This is a genomic window from Candidatus Krumholzibacteriia bacterium, assembly GCA_029865265.1.
Lineage (GTDB): Bacteria > Krumholzibacteriota > Krumholzibacteriia > WVZY01 > JAKEHA01 > JAKEHA01.
Map to the genome: position 1 here is coordinate 49,008 of JAOUHG010000018.1, position 15,337 is coordinate 64,344.

Annotated in this window: 12 protein-coding genes; all 12 read left to right on the top strand. The window is 65.4% G+C overall.

All coding sequences use genetic code 11. The features are described 5' to 3' along the window. Window positions 1-35: 35 nt before the first annotated feature. Entirely contained in the window at window positions 36-1,145 is a 1,110-nt protein-coding gene (gcvT, locus tag OEX18_09580) for a glycine cleavage system aminomethyltransferase GcvT (GenBank protein MDH4337508.1), read from the top strand. Window positions 1,146-1,166: 21 nt separating this feature from the next. Further along, on the top strand, window positions 1,167-1,547 hold the full coding sequence (gcvH, locus tag OEX18_09585) for a glycine cleavage system protein GcvH (GenBank protein MDH4337509.1): 381 nt from the start codon (window positions 1,167-1,169) through the stop codon (window positions 1,545-1,547). Window positions 1,548-1,549: 2 nt separating this feature from the next. Then, window positions 1,550-2,911, top strand: a complete 1,362-nt coding sequence (gcvPA, locus tag OEX18_09590; protein MDH4337510.1) for an aminomethyl-transferring glycine dehydrogenase subunit GcvPA — start codon at window positions 1,550-1,552, stop codon at window positions 2,909-2,911. Between the two features lie 2 nt (window positions 2,912-2,913). Next, window positions 2,914-4,365, top strand: a complete 1,452-nt coding sequence (gene gcvPB, locus OEX18_09595) for an aminomethyl-transferring glycine dehydrogenase subunit GcvPB (GenBank protein ID MDH4337511.1) — start codon at window positions 2,914-2,916, stop codon at window positions 4,363-4,365. A gap of 51 nt (window positions 4,366-4,416) precedes the next feature. Next, complete coding sequence (locus tag OEX18_09600; GenBank protein MDH4337512.1) at window positions 4,417-5,391, top strand: ABC transporter permease; 975 nt, start codon at window positions 4,417-4,419, stop codon at window positions 5,389-5,391. Beyond that, entirely contained in the window at window positions 5,388-6,443 is a 1,056-nt protein-coding gene (locus OEX18_09605) for an ABC transporter permease (GenBank protein MDH4337513.1), read from the top strand. The genes OEX18_09600 and OEX18_09605 overlap by 4 nt, the downstream gene beginning before the upstream one ends. Before the next feature lie 192 nt (window positions 6,444-6,635). Next, window positions 6,636-7,646: an ABC transporter ATP-binding protein gene (locus OEX18_09610; GenBank protein ID MDH4337514.1), complete on the top strand. Its 1,011-nt coding sequence runs from the start codon at window positions 6,636-6,638 to the stop codon at window positions 7,644-7,646. A gap of 16 nt (window positions 7,647-7,662) precedes the next feature. Continuing rightward, a complete protein-coding gene (locus OEX18_09615; protein MDH4337515.1) occupies window positions 7,663-8,661 on the top strand; it encodes a dipeptide ABC transporter ATP-binding protein in 999 nt (332 codons plus the stop codon). Window positions 8,662-9,056: 395 nt separating this feature from the next. Next, a complete protein-coding gene (locus tag OEX18_09620; protein MDH4337516.1) occupies window positions 9,057-12,155 on the top strand; it encodes a TonB-dependent receptor in 3,099 nt (1,032 codons plus the stop codon). Between the two features lie 32 nt (window positions 12,156-12,187). Beyond that, the gene (locus OEX18_09625) at window positions 12,188-13,135 is read left to right on the top strand and encodes a PorV/PorQ family protein (GenBank protein MDH4337517.1); all 948 of its coding nucleotides are present in this window, start codon (window positions 12,188-12,190) and stop codon (window positions 13,133-13,135) included. A gap of 70 nt (window positions 13,136-13,205) precedes the next feature. Continuing rightward, window positions 13,206-14,705, top strand: a complete 1,500-nt coding sequence (locus OEX18_09630; protein MDH4337518.1) for a GWxTD domain-containing protein — start codon at window positions 13,206-13,208, stop codon at window positions 14,703-14,705. 203 nt (window positions 14,706-14,908) lie between these two features. After that, window positions 14,909-15,337: hypothetical protein (locus OEX18_09635; GenBank protein ID MDH4337519.1), on the top strand; the 429-nt coding region annotated here is incomplete at its 3' end.

The window sequence follows — 15,337 nt, forward strand, 5'->3', positions numbered from 1 at the left end:
GCCTTCGGCGCGAAGCGGGCCGGATCTGGATCAACATGACCAAACTTTCACGGACTCCCCTCTACGACGCCCACATTGCGGCCGGCGCCCGCATGGTGCCTTTCGCCGGCTTCGAGATGCCGGTGAGCTACAGGGGCGTCATCGAGGAACACACCGCGGTGCGCGAGCGGGTGGGCCTGTTCGACGCCAGCCACATGGGCGAGTTCATCGTCTCCGGGCCGGATACCTGGCCGTGGCTCGACAGCGTGGTGACCAACGATTGCTCGAAACTGGCCGCGGACGGCGTCCTCTATACGGTGATGTGCCGCCACAATGGCACGGTGGTGGACGACCTGCTGGTCTCACGCCTGGCCGACGACCGCGCCCTGGTGGTGGTGAACGCATCCAACATCGACAAGGACTTCGCGCACATGAAGGGCCAGCTGCGGGGCAACGTGCAACTGGAGAACGACAGCAACGCATGGGCGCTGATCGCCGTGCAGGGTCCGAAGGCGCACGACACGGTCAAGGCGACGCCCATGCTGGCCGCCATTCGCGCCGAGGTCGATTCCATTCTATATTACCGCTGGCGCTCCCTCGAGGTTGACGGGGAGCGTCTCATTGTCTCGCGCACCGGTTACACCGGTGAGCGGGGCTTCGAGATATTCGTTCCGCCCGCCCGCGCCTTGGAGTTGTGGGACCAGTTGATGGCGGCCGGGGCTCCCTCCGGCATTGCACCCGCGGGGCTGGGCGCGCGCGACACGCTGCGCTTCGAGGCCTCGTTGTGCCTGTACGGCCACGAGCTGGACGACGAGACCACGCCGCTCGAGGCCGGGCTCAACTGGCTGGTGAAGCTGGGCAAGGGCGACTTCACGGGCCGCGCCGCGCTCGCCGCGGAGAAGGAATCTGGCTCGAAGCGGAAGCTGCTGGGTTTCGAACTGGAGGGACGCAACATCGCCCGCCAGGGTTACGCGGTGATGCGCGGGGACTCGATGGTGGGCAAGGTGACCAGCGGAACCCATGCGCCCACGCTCAAGAAGAGTCTGTGCATGGCGTACGTGGATGCGGACAGCGTCGACGCCGAACTGGCCATCCAGGTGCGCACCACGCCCATCCCGGCGCGGCGCGTGCCCATTCCGTTCTATCCGAGCCGCGCAAGGGACTAGCAAGAAAAACAGGAGCAACACATGGATTTCAAGAAGGTGCGCTTCACCAAGGATCACGAGTGGGTTCGCCTGGACGGTGGCGATGAAGTCACCATCGGCATCACCGATTTTGCATCCGGTGAACTCGGGGACATCGTTTACGTCGAGTTGCCGAGTGTCGGCGACGCGGTCAGCGCCGCGCAGAGCATGGGCACCATTGAGGCGGTCAAGACGGTCGCCGACCTGTTCGCGCCGGTATCCGGCGTGGTGACCGCGGTGAACGGAGCGCTGGAACAGGGCCCCGACCTCGTGAACAAGGATCCGTTCGGCGACGGCTGGTTCGTGCGCATGAAGATTACCGCGAAGGCCGAATTCGAAGCATTGATGGACCACGCCGCGTACCAGGAGATGATTGGAAAGTAGCGATGCCGTACACGTATCATACCGACGACGATCGTAAGGCCATGCTCGATGCCCTCGGGATCAAGGCCGAGGATGAACTGCTCAAGGTCATACCTGAGAAGCATCGCGTGCGCGGGCTGCTTCCCATCGACCAGGGCCGTACCGAACCGGAGACCATGCGCAAGCTGTTCGCGCTGGCGGAGCGCAACGCGCCTGCCGCGCGCCTGGTGAGTTTTCTGGGCGGCGGCATCTACGACCACACCGTGCCCTCGGTGGTGAAGAACATCTCCAGCCGGCCGGAGTTCGCCACCGCGTATACGCCCTACCAGGCCGAGGCCAGCCAGGGCACGCTGCAGGTGATCTTCGAGTTCCAGACCCACATCGCGCGCCTGACGCGCATGCCGGTGGCCAACGCGTCCATGTACGACGGCGCGTCCGCGCTGGCCGAGGCGTGTCTGATGGCGGCCAAGATCACACGCCGCGACGTGGTGCTGGTTTCCAGCGTGCTCAACCCGCGCTACCGCCGCGTGCTCGAGGCGTACGTGACCGGCCAGAGCGTTGAGATCCACACCATCCCGGCGGCTGCGAGCGGGGAGTTCGACGCCGCCGCGCTGCGCGCCGCCCTGGGCGACACGGTGGCGGCGGTGGTGGTGCAGACGCCGAACTACCTCGGCGTGCTGGAGCGTCCGTGGGACTTCGAGCACGAAGTCCACGCGGCGGGCGCGCTGCTGGTGGCAAGCGTGGACCCGGTATCGCTCTCCGTGCTGCGCCCGCCGGGCGAGTGGGGAGCCGACATCGCGGTGGGCGAGTGCCAGCCGCTGGGCAACGACGTGAGCTACGGCGGCCCCCTGATCGGTTTCATGGCGTGCCGCAGCAACCACATCCGCCAGATGCCGGGGCGCATTGTCAGCGCGACCACCGACATCGAGGGGCGGCCCGCGTTCGTGCTGACGCTGCAGACGCGCGAGCAGCACATCCGGCGCGAGAAGGCGACGTCGAACATCTGCACCAATCAGGGGTTGCTGGCGACGCGCGCCACGGTGTACCTGAGCCTGCTGGGTGAGCATGGTTTCTCTGAACTGGGGCGCGTGTGCCACGCGCGCGCGCGCAGGCTGGCGGACGCCATCGGTGCGTGCGACGGATACTCGCTGCAGTACCGCGCGCCGTTCTTCCGCGAGTTCGTGGTGGCGTGTCCGGTGGAGGCCGACATGGTGGTGGCGACCGCCCGCAAGGAGGGAATCCTGGCCGGGATACCACTGGCGCGCTATTTCGGCGCCGCCGCGCGCAACCAGTTGCTGGTCGCGGTGACCGAGAAGCATCAGGACGAGGATTTCGACCGATTCTGCGCGGTGCTCAAGCGTGCCGCCATGGTGAAGGTGGGTTGACGATGAGCCACGATTTTTCAGGCACCATCTACGGACGCAGCCGCCCCGGGCGGCACGGTTATCACATCGCCACCCAGAAGTCCCCCGCGCCGGCAGACATCCCGGGCGAGTACCTGCGCGAGGGCCGCATCGGATTGCCCGAGGTGAGCGAGCCGCAGGTGATGCGTCACTACGTGGACCTGTCGACGAAGAATCACCACGTCGACAAGGATCTGTTTCCGCTCGGGTCGTGCACCATGAAGTACAACCCGAAGGTCAACGAGGACGTCGCCGCCATGGTGGGTTTTGCGGGTCTGCACCCGGAGCAGGACGACGCGGACGCGCAGGGTGCACTGGAAATCATGCACGCGCTGGAGCGGGAACTTGCCGCCATCGCGGGCATGGACGCGGTCACGCTGCAGCCCGCGGCGGGCGCCCAGGGCGAAATGACCGGACTGCTGCTGGCGCGCGCCTACTTCGCCGACCGCAAGCAGTTGCGCCGCAAGGTGCTGGTGCCGGACTCGGCGCACGGTACCAATCCCGCCACCGCGACCATCACCGGATTCGAGACGCACACCTTCCGTTCCGGCAAGGACGGCCGCGTGGACCTCGACGTACTGGGCAGCGTGCTGGACGACGACGTCGCCGTGCTCATGCTCACCGTCCCCAACACGCTGGGACTGTTCGAGACGCACATCGCCGAGATCGTGGAAGCCGTCCACAGGAAGGGCGGTCTGTGCTACATGGACGGCGCCAACATGAACGCGCTCATGGGGCAGGCGCGGCCGGGCGATTTCGGCTTCGACATGATGCACTACAACCTGCACAAGACCTTCTCCACGCCACACGGTGGCGGCGGGCCGGGCTCGGGTCCGGTGGCGGTGAAGTCTCACCTGGAGCCGTTTCTTCCCCTGCCGCGCGTGACCGGGAGCAACGGCGCCTTCCGCCTGGATTACAACCGGCCGCAGTCCATCGGTGCGCTGCACTCGTTCTTCGGGAATTTCGGAATCTACCTGCGCGCGTACACCTACATCACGCGTCTGGGCGCCGACGGTATCAAGCGCGCCAGCGCCACCGCGATTCTCAACGCCAACTACCTCGCGCACCGCATTGCGCCCGCCTACCCGATTCCGTACGGAGAGCGCTGCATGCACGAGTTCGTTGCCAGCGGCGAGCCGCTCAAGAAGTTCGGTGTGAAGACGCTCGACGTTGCCAAGCGGTTGCTCGACGCCGGATTTTACGCACCGACGGTGTATTTTCCGCTGACGGTACCGGAGGCGCTGATGGTGGAACCGACCGAGACCGAGAGCAAGGAGACGCTCGATCGCTTCGCGGACGTCATGCTGCGGATCGCAAAGGAGGCGGCCGAGTCGCCGTCCCTGCTGACCTCGGCCCCGACGCGAACACCGGTGCGCCGCCTGGACGAGACGACGGCGAACCGCAGCCCCATCGTTACCGTGCCCCTGGATTCCTAGCGCGAGCCAGCCGCGGTCAGCACCGCGCCGGGCGTCGCGTCGAACGCTGATATGGCCCAGTATCTCGCTCGCCGCGCACTCAACGCCATCGTGCTCGTCGCCGTTACGCTGACGATCACGTTTGCCATTCTTCATCTCGCCCCGGGCGATCCGCTGGCGCGCTTCGTCGAGCCGGGCACCGACCCCGCGGACGTCGAGCGCATCCGGCATTCACTCGGACTGGACGATCCGCTCCTGGTGCAGTACGCGCGCTGGGCCGGCGGTGTCGCCACCGGCGATTTCGGCACCAGCCTCGTGCAGCACCGGGCCGTGCGCGATATCATCGCGGAGACCATTCCCCGCACGTTGCTTCTTACCGTGCTGGCGCTCGGCATCCAGCTCCTGCTGGGCGTCTGGGCCGGCGGGCTGGCGGCGCGCCACCGTCACGGGCGTGCCGACCGCGCGGTTTCGTTCCTCTCCATCGGGCTGTACGCAATTCCGCCCTTCTACCTGGCCTATCTCCTCATGACCTTCCTCGCCATCGATCATCCGTGGCTTCCCACCGCCGGCATGCGCACACCCGGCATGGAGGACGGCGGCTGGGTGATGCTGGCGGATCGCGTGCGGCATCTGGTCATGCCGGTGATCGTGCTGGGTGTCGCGAGCGCCGCCGGTTTTGCGCGCTACACGCGCGGCAGCCTGATCGACGCCCTGGGCGAAGACTACGTGCGTACCGCGCGCGCCAAGGGTCTCGCGGAGAAGGTCGTGGTGTGGCGGCACGCGTTTCGCAGCGCGCTGGGAACCCTCATTACGGTTGCGGGACTGAGCGCGCCATTCCTGGTGGGTGGTGCGGTGATCGTCGAAGCCGTGTTCGCATGGCCCGGCATGGGGTCGCTCATGGTGGAATCCATCTACGCGCGCGACTATCCCGTCGTGCTCGCCGTGAACCTGATCGGGGCGCTGGTGGTGATCGCGGGCAACCTGGTGGCGGACGTGGCCGCCGCCTGGGCCGACCCGCGCACCGTTGCGTCTGCGAGGACGGAATGACGGCGCCGGGGCGCAGGCGCGGCTGGCTGCGCTGGCTGCCGCTGGGGCCCGCGGGGCGGGGCGGCGCGCGCGCCGTCCCCGGGGTGGCGTTCTACGCCGTCGTGGCGCTGGCCTTCCTGCGCGCACCGGCCTGGCACGGCCTGTCCGCGCTGGACCGGTTCCTGACCGTGCTCCTGGCCGGCCTGCTGTACGCGTGCGCGGTTGCCGGGGGCAAGGCGCGCACCACGAAGTTGTATCAGCGCTTTTCGCGCAACGCCGTCGCGGTGGTGTCGCTGGCGCTGCTGCTGGCGATGGTGTGCGGCGCGGTTCTCGCACCGCTCGTGGCGGGGGCGGATCCGTCGGCGCTCACCGCCCCGTCGCTCACGCGCTACGCCGCGCCCGGCGTCGACCATCCCCTGGGCACGGACCGCTTCGGGCGCGACGTCTGGGCGCGCCTCGTCTACGGCGGCCGCGCCTCCTTCGGGGTGTGCGCGTTGTCCATCCTGCTCGCGGTACTCTTCGGAACCACCCTCGGCGCGCTGTCCGGAATGGCGCCGGCGCGAATCGACGACGCGCTGATGCGTTTCGTCGACGGCATGCTGTCATTCCCGCGCCTCCTGCTGCTGCTGGCCGCGGTGGCCTTCCTGCCCCCGGGGCCGGTTGCGCTCGCGTTGCTCATCGCCGGCACCGGCTGGATGGGAATTGCGCGCATCGTGCGCGGAGAAGTGCGGCGGCTGCGGGGACGCGAGTTCGTCGAGGCCGCAGTGGCCGCGGGCATCGGGCGCGGGCGCATCGTGGTGCGTCACATCCTTCCCAACGCCGCCGGTGCGGTGGTGGTGACCGCCACGCTGAGCGCGGGCACGGTGATTCTGCTCGAATCGTCGCTGTCCTTCCTGGGCCTCGGCATCCAGCCGCCCGCTCCCAGCTGGGGCTCGATGGTGTTCGAGGGACGCGACGCGCTGGCAACGGCCTGGTGGGTGAGCGCGTTTCCCGCCGTCGCCATTACGCTGGCGGTGGTGGCACTCAACCTGGTTGGAGACGGTATCCGCGACGCCCTCGACACGCGCGGCTGACTGGCACCACGAGGGACGGTCTCCGAGACGTCCTCGCGTGAACCGGAGAGGCGCTTCGGGGTTGCGAGGTGATGCTGCGGATTGTCTCGGAGACCGTCCCTCGTGGCCCCACCCGGGTTGGCGCTCTTTTTGCAGTGCCCGGACGGCAGGAAGGAATTGCCGATCCCAATGGTTCAGACGTACGATCCCCCAATGACGGACAAGACCGGCACGGACGCTGCGCAGGGTGTCGATACGCTGCTCGACGTGCGCGGCCTCTCGATCAGCTTCGACACGCCCGAGGGCCGCGCGCGCGCGGTCGACCGGGTGAGTTTTTCTCTGCGTCCCGGCGAGACGCTGGGGCTGGTGGGGGAGAGCGGTTGCGGCAAGACCGTCACCGCGCTGGCCCTGATGCGGCTGGTCCAGACCCCGCCGGGCCGGATCGACGAGGGACAGATCCTCTTCAAGGGCCGCGACCTGCTCAAGCTCCCCGAGCGCGACATGCAGAAGATCCGCGGCAACGAGATCTCCATGGTATTCCAGGAGCCGATGACCAGCCTCAACCCGGTGTTCACGTGCGGATACCAGGTGGAGGAGGCGGTGCTGCTGCACCAGAAGGTGGGCAAGCGCGAGGCCGCCGAGCGGACCCTGGAGATGCTCGCGCTGGTACGCATCCCGGACCCCAAGCGCGTGGCCAAGGCATACCCGCACCAGCTGTCGGGCGGCATGCGCCAGCGCGTGATGATTGCGATGGCCCTGTCGTGCAATCCGAGCCTGCTGGTGGCGGATGAACCCACCACCGCGCTCGACGTCACCATCCAGGCCCAGATCCTGGACCTGCTGCAGTTGCTGCAGGAGGAGATGGGCATGGCGGTGCTGATGATCACGCACGACCTCGGCGTCATTGCCGAGACGTGCCGGCGGGTGGTGGTGATGTACGCGGGCAAGGTGATGGAGATCGCAAGCGTCAACGACCTCTTCCACGATGCGCGCCACCCCTACACGCTGGGACTGCGCGAGTCCATCCCGCGCTTTGCGCGCAAGGGCGAACGCCTCAAGGTGATCCCGGGCAAGGTGCCGGACCCCCTGGATTTCCCGGCCGGGTGCCGCTTCTCGGATCGCTGCAAGTACGCGGAGTACCGCTGCGACAACGAGGAAATCGAACTGCGCGAAGTGAGGGACGAGCACTGGATCCGCTGCTGGAAGGACGTCGATCGTGGCTGACGCGCGCGTCGAGACCATGCCGGAATCCACCACACGGGCGCCGCGCGGCGACGTGCTGCTCGAGGTCAAGGATCTGTGCAAGCACTACCCGATTCGGCGCGGAATCCTTTCGCGCGTGGTGGGACAGGTGCGCGCGGTGGACGGTGTCACGTTCGACGTGTACCGCGGCGAGACGCTGGGACTGGTGGGCGAGAGCGGTTGCGGCAAGACCACGCTGGCGCGCGCCATACTCCGGCTCACGGAAGTGACCTCGGGGGAAATCCACTTCGACGGAATCAACATCCTCGCCACCAACGCCAACGAGATGCGCAAGCTGCGCAAGCGCATGCAGATCGTCTTTCAGGACCCCTACGGGTCCCTGAATCCGCGACTGACCGTCGGCAGCATGATTGCCGAGGCCATCAAGATTCACAAGCTCGCGAGCGGCGACGCGGTGCGCGATCGCGTCAGCGAGCTGCTGGACCGCGTGGGGATTCCGGCCGAGCACATGAACCGTTATCCGCACGAGTTCTCCGGCGGTCAGCGGCAGAGAATCGGCATCGCGCGCGCGCTGGCCGTCAACCCCGACCTGGTGATCGCGGACGAGCCGGTCAGCGCGCTGGACGTTTCCATCCAGGCGCAGATCATCAACCTGCTGAAGGATCTGCAGGAGGCGCTCGATCTCACCTACCTGTTCATCGCGCACGACCTGGGGGTGGTGGAGTACATCAGCGACCGGGTGGCGGTGATGTATCTGGGGCGCCTGGTGGAGCTGGCGCCCGCGCCGGAGCTCTACCGAGAGCCGAAGCACCCGTACACCCAGGCCCTGCTGAGCGCGGTGCCGAGCCTCGAGCCCGGCGTGCGGCGCAATCGTATCCTGTTGCCCGGCGACGTTCCCAGCCCCGCCTCCGCGCCGCGCGGCTGTGCCTTCCACACCCGCTGCCCCCACGCAATGAGCGTGTGCCGGGAAGAGACGCCGCCGGTGCGCGAAATCGGGCCCGGGCATCGCACGGCGTGCTGGCTCTACGAGAAATAGCCGCCGCGCGGGTTGACGCACGAGGGGACCCGGACCATACTGTACGTGCATCCACTGCTGGAGCACCCTCCCCCAAGTTTCCCGCGGGTGGCAACCGGCCACCGCGGGTTTTTTATCTGGTTCGCTGACAACGCGTTGCGGGGTGGGACGGTGGATGTGGCCGGCCCCGGGATGGATCATTGACAATTTCCCCGGCCGGGGCGTATATTGGATCCGAAGTCAGTGATACGGCTGGCATTGCGGCAAAGGCGTGTGCTAGAGTCTCCCCACCTGTTTCGAAGACGCCGCGACGGAAATGCCGTTGCGGCGCCTGAGTCCCCACCACTCACAGATTAACGCCGGATTAACACTGGGCCGTAGGGTCCCTGTGTTTGTGATTCGAAAGGGGTTCGCGAATGTTCCCACGTGACAGACGTGGAGCGATCATCGTTGCAACGATTGTTTCGCTCCTGGGTCTGGCTTCGAACGTCGCCGCGCAGACCGGTACTGTGACGGGGAAGATCGTAGACAAGGACGGGAAGCCGCTCGCCTATGCGAACGTCATTCTCGTGGGCACCACACTGGGTGCCATGAGTCTTTCGGACGGTAAATTCACCATAGTGGGCGTCCCGGCGGGAACCTACACCCTGCGGGCCATGATGATGGGTTACAAGAACAACGAGAAGCCGAACGTTACCATCAATGCCGGGCAGGCGGAGTCCCTCACGTTCTCGATGGAGCAGACCATCGTGGCGCAGACGCAGGTCATCGAGGTCCGCGGCGAACGGCCCATGGTGGAGGTGACCGAGTCCAAGGTCACCGCGTCGGTAGACGAGCAGCAGCTGCAGACCATGCCGGTGGACGACGTGCTCGAAGCCGTCGGTCTCAAGGCGGGTATCGTCAAGACCGGCGATGACATGCATGTTCGCGGCGGCCGCAGCAACGAGGTCCAGGTCCAGATCGACGGTGTTCCCGTGTCCGACCCGCTGGGTGGCGGCTCGGTGGACGTCGGCATGCTGGGAACCTCGGGCTCGGAAATCGTCTCGGGCGGTATGGATGCCGAGTATGGCGACGCGCAGTCCGCGGTGATCAACATCGCCACCAAGGAAGGCGGCGCCGCGTTCGGTGGCGAGTTCCGCTACTTCACCGACGATTTCGGCCGCCAGGACAAGACCTACACCAACTTCGACCGCATGAGCCTCGGTTTCGGCGGTCCCACCTGGTGGAAGAATCTGCGCTACTACGTCTCCGGCGAAGCGACGTGGAGTGACACGGAGAACACCACCATCGAGCCGCGGCCGGAACACAAGATCACCGACTGGTTCAAGTTCCGCCAGCGCCAGTCATCGTCCTACAACATGCAGGGCAAGCTCACCTACAAGATGTCGCGCATGAAGGTGGACGGCGAAGCCATCTACTCAGAGTCGCGTTTTGACAATTATTATAACAACTGGAACGTCGACGGTTACGTGGGTAAGATCTGGCGCTTCCAGGGGCTGGCCTATTCGGTCCCGCCCGAGCCGGGCCAGGTGGAGATCATGGAGTTCACCACCATCCGGACCATCAACCATGGCCCGTGGGCCGAAATCAAGGACACCGCCACGCGCGAACGGCAGCTCAACATCCGGCCGATCATCGTGCAGGACCTCGTGCGCCGCGATGACGGTACGCAGGAGATCATCACCTACACGAATTTCCGCGCGGCGGACCTTCGCGTGGGTAACAATGTGGCCACCGTGGTGTGGGACGAAGCCATTCGGGCCACCGACGGAACCATCCTCAATTACAAGTCGTGGTCGCTGTTCGACGGCTACCAGCGGCAGTGGAGCGATTTCCAGCCGTATATCACCGACCCGGACGGCGCTGACTCATCGTACGTCCAGTTCAACTCGGCTACCAACACGCCGGAGACGCTGTCCAAGAACCTTCAGCTCAAGATGGGGTTCAGTCACAACATCACCAGCAAGTTGCTCTACACGCTCAAGTTCAGCCGCCTGGACCTGCAGACGGAGAGTTCGGTGCTGGATGCCAACGGCAACCTCAAGGCGCCCGAGGAGTTTTCCACCGCGGGACTTCCGGTGACGCTTCCCGACGGCAGCTACATCAGCTCGGGCGTTACGGTGCCGGCGTGGTACACCGACGACAATTCCCCGTATTTCGTCACCGCCTACGACTACCCGTTCTACACGGACCAGCGGTCACTCCAGTACCTGTTCCGCGGCGACGTCACCTCGGAGCAGTTCAAGGGGCACCGCATCCGTACGGGGCTGCAGCTCATCTACAACGACCTGCGCGACGATGAGCGCGTGTTCCCGGCCCAGCAGCGTGAAAACCCGGAGACGGGGATCACGCAGCAGGGACTGAACGTGAACATCTACGAGAACTTCAATTATGAAGGCGCCGTGTACATGCAGGACAAGTGGGAGTACGAGGGCATGGTGGTGAACGCAGGGTTGCGTTACGAGTTCTTCGACGTGGGAAACAACGCCGAGATTCTGATCTCGAACGCTGACATCGACCCCAACGTGGAGGAGTTCAAGTCGAACCTCTCTCCGCGCCTGGGTGTGGCGTTTCCGATCACCGACCGTGACAAGTTCTTCTTTCACTACGGGCGTTTCACCCAGTGGCCGAGCCGCGTGTACCTGTTCCGGACGCAGGATCCGGTGGGATCCACCGGCACCCTGGGCAATCCCAACCTGCAGCCCGAGTTGACGGTGAGCTACCAGGCGGGCATTTCGCACCAGTTCACCGACGACATCGCCGGCAACTTCGTGGTGTTCAACAAGGACATCTACGGACTCATCTCCTCGACGCAGGTGACGGACGATTCCACGGGTATTCAGTCCTTCCGCTTCATCAACCGCACCTACGCCAGTTCACGTGGCCTGGAGATCTCGCTGGAGAAGCGGCTCACTCGGCGGCTCGGCTTCGAGGTGTACTACACGTACTCCTTCGCCGATGGCGTGGCGAGCGACGCGGACTTCGGCCGTTCCGCGCAGGGCCTGACCCATCTGCCCACCGAGGAGTACCCGCTGGACTGGGACCAGCGCCACACCTTCAACGTGACGCTGCGCCTGCAGGACCGCAACAAGTGGGGCGTGACCGCGATCTACTCCTACGGTTCGGGTCTGCCGTGGACGCCGGTGGACCGGTTTGCACGGCTCGCGGATCCGACGCTGGAAAACTCCCTGCGGCTGGAACCGACCCACAAGCTGAGCCTGCAGGGCCGCAAGCTGTTCAACGTGTATGGACGTGAATTGACGCTCTTCTTCGAGGGCCGCAACCTGCTCGACGAGGACGTGCTGTTGCCGGGCGGAACGTCGCCGGGAGCCTTCCCCGGGATGGAAGCAGCCGGTATGGACCAGGGCTCCTACCTGACCGAGACGGGCCAGTACGGTGGCGCGTTCCTGCAGGACATCAACGACGATGGGTTGGATGAATTCAATCCCGTGTTCGACCCGACCATCTGGGAGACCCACCGCCTGTGGCGCCTGGGTCTCGGATTCGAGTTCTAATGAAGACGCCGGTATCTTTCAGGAGGTTGAAAGTGAGATCACGGATCACACAGGGAATCGCGGTAGCGATGATGGCAGTGCTGATCCCGGTGCAGTCGTTCGCGACGGAACCGTTCGCAAAGGTCGGCACGTATGCCCTGCCGTTCCTGAAGATCGGCGTGTCGGCGCGCGCAACCGGTATGGGCGGAGCCTTCACGGCGATTTCCAATGACGCCACGGCGACGTACTGGAACCCGGCGGGTCTGGTGGACCTGACGCGGACCGACGTGTCGCTGTCCTACACCTGGTGGCCGGCCGATGTCGCGCTCAACTACGCGGCGGGGGCGTTCACGATGCCCTTTGTGCCGGGAACGTGGGGTGTGAGCGCGCGAGCGCTCACCATGGACCCGCAGGTGGTTCGCACCATCTACCTGCCGGAGGGAACCGGGCAGACGTTCGACGCGGGCGACATGTCGTTTGGCCTGTCGTACGCCAAGTTCTTCACCGACAAGTTCTCGTCGGGGGCAACGGTTCACTACATCCACTCGGGGCTGGCGGAGAAGAGCGTCAATTCGTTTGCGTTCGACTTTGGCCTCGTCTATCGCATCGGGCTGTGGGGCATGCGCCTGGGCATGATGATCCAGAGCCTGGGCGCGGAGGTTAACTACGACGACCGGTCGTCCAAGTTGCCGACACAGTTCAAGGTGTCGATGGCGGCCACGCCGTACTCGCAGGGCGTGAACAGCCTGCAGGGCGTGTTCGAGTTCGCCCACCCGTCGGACAACACGGAGACCATCAACATGGGAGCGGAGTACGGATTCAACCAGTTCTTCTTCCTGCGCGGTGGCTACAACTTCAACGCCGACAGCGAGGGGCTCTCCGCCGGGCTGGGCCTGCGCATCGACACGAGCCAGACCTCCGACCTCAATTTCGACTACGCCTGGACCGACCTCGGTTACCTGGGCCAGGTCAACCGGATCAGTCTCGGCTTCAGCTACTAGGATGAACCTGACGCGGCAAACCGCAACAGTGACAGGCGCCCTTCGGGGCGCCTGTCTTTTCTTGACGACCGTGTTGCTCGCGGTGTCGGCCGGGACTTCTCCGGCCGCCGCCACGCAACTGGGCCACGGCGATTTCGACTTCTACCTCGACACGGCGTCATTCCGGGGACGCGAGGGCCGCGATTTCACAGAAGTCTCCGTGCGCGTCGCCAACACGGCGCTCAAGTTCAGGCAGGATGGCAACCAGTGGGCCGGCAAGGTGAAGCTCTCCATCCTCATCACCGACGACGACGGCCGCGAAGTGGTGAAACAGGGCGAGACGATGGACCTGCGCGAGGAGACCGTGGAGCGCGTCGACAGCCCGGTCGCCTACCAGACCATCATCAAGCAGTTCAACCTCCCGCCCGGGGGCTACTGGCTCTCGTTCGGCATCGAGGACCTGCAGGCCCCCAAGGTGAGCGTGGTGGGCTTGATGCGCGGGGAGAACAAGAGCTCGGTGGTACGGCGTGCGCGCCTCAACCTGCCCGAGATGCCGATGGACGAGCCGTCCTTCAGCGACGCGATGTTCGTCTGGGACATCGACCCCAGGGAACGCGGCGTGCGCAAGTACCATCCCAATCCGCCGCGCATGTACGGGTTGTACCGCGATACGCTGACGGTGTATTTCGAGCTGTACCTGCCCGAGAGCATGGCCTCGGCGCCGACGTTCGAGTTCGTTTCCGAGATCGTGAACCCCGAGGGTGACGCGGTGCGCGACACCAGGCTGGTGCTCCCCAATCCGGTGGTCAGTGCGGGGCAGGCGCGGACCTACCCGGTGGTGATCCGCGAGGACCTGACCGAGTTCACCGCGGGCGCTTATACGCTCTATCTGACCTTCCTGCTCGAGGGCAGCACGCTGGCGCGCGTCAAGGCCGGCGACTTCTCCGTCGCCTGGGACATCCGCACCTGGGAGGTGCCCCGGCGCGAACTGCTGGCCGAGGCGCGATTCCTCCTGGGCGAGCCCGAATTCAAGTTGTTCGTCGAGAAGAGCCCCGGCGAGCAGGAGCAGCAGATGGACGCCCTGTGGAAGAGCCTCGATCCGGACCCGAGTACCGGGACCAACGAGGCGTACGACCAGTTCATCGAGCGGCTGGCGTACGCGGAAGCGCACTACCAGGAATCGGGTCCGGCCATCTTCAGCGCCCGCGGCGGGGTTTACGTGCGCTATGGCCCCCCCGACGAACTGGTGCAGGACGTGATTCCGGTCAACTACGAGTCGCTGGCCGAGGCGGAGGCCGTGGTGGAGAACCCGTACCACCCCCTCAATCTCAGCAGCAGCAACTCCAAGCTCTACAAGACTCCGAAGACCAAGAACACGTTTGCCGCCGACGGGCGCGAGAGCGCGCGCTACCGGGCGGAGGACAACACCAGCGTGCCCTATGAGTTGTGGATCTACCTTGCCGGCGGCAAGCCGCTGCTGGATCGGGACCGGGTACAGGAGATGGATATCGGGATGCGCTTCCTGTTCGTGGACCGGGATGGGCACGGGACGTACATCCTGGAGAGAAGTTCGTCAATATCAACCAAGTAGCCCCCCGCCGGCCCTCGATTCCGGGGTCAAAAGCGGGTTGACAGGTGGGGAAGTGGGGTCTATAGTCGCCCTATTCGTTTCGGTAGTCGGCGAGTTTCCGGGTAGTAGAGCCGCTCCATCGAATCCCCCACCCCGACATACTTCACGGCAAGAAGGAGTTTCTGGCGATGCGCGAGCTAGGCAAAAAAGTCTGCGTACTTCTAATGTCCGTTTTTGTGGCGATGATCGTGGCGGGAACGTTCACCGGCTTTGCCGTTGCGCTTCCGCAGGATGACGGGACCAGCGCGCCGGCGGAGGAGCCGGCGGCGGAGGCGGCCAGCGACGAGCCGGTCGACATGCCCATGAACGTCGACATGACGTCCATGGCGGCCCCGATCGATGCGGATTCCTTTCTCACCGCTCCCAATGACTCCGTCGAGGTTGCGGCCGCGATCGCGGAGATGATCCGGAAGGAAAACGCCAAGATCCAGAACCGCGTCAAGAACAGCGGTCTGGGACAGCTGTACATCAAGGGCGGCAACTTCATGCACGCGCTCCTCATCTGCTCCATCGTGGGGCTGGTGCTGAGCCTGGAGCGTCTGTGGACGCTGTCGCGCGCGCATACCAACACCAAGAAGCTCATGATGGATCTC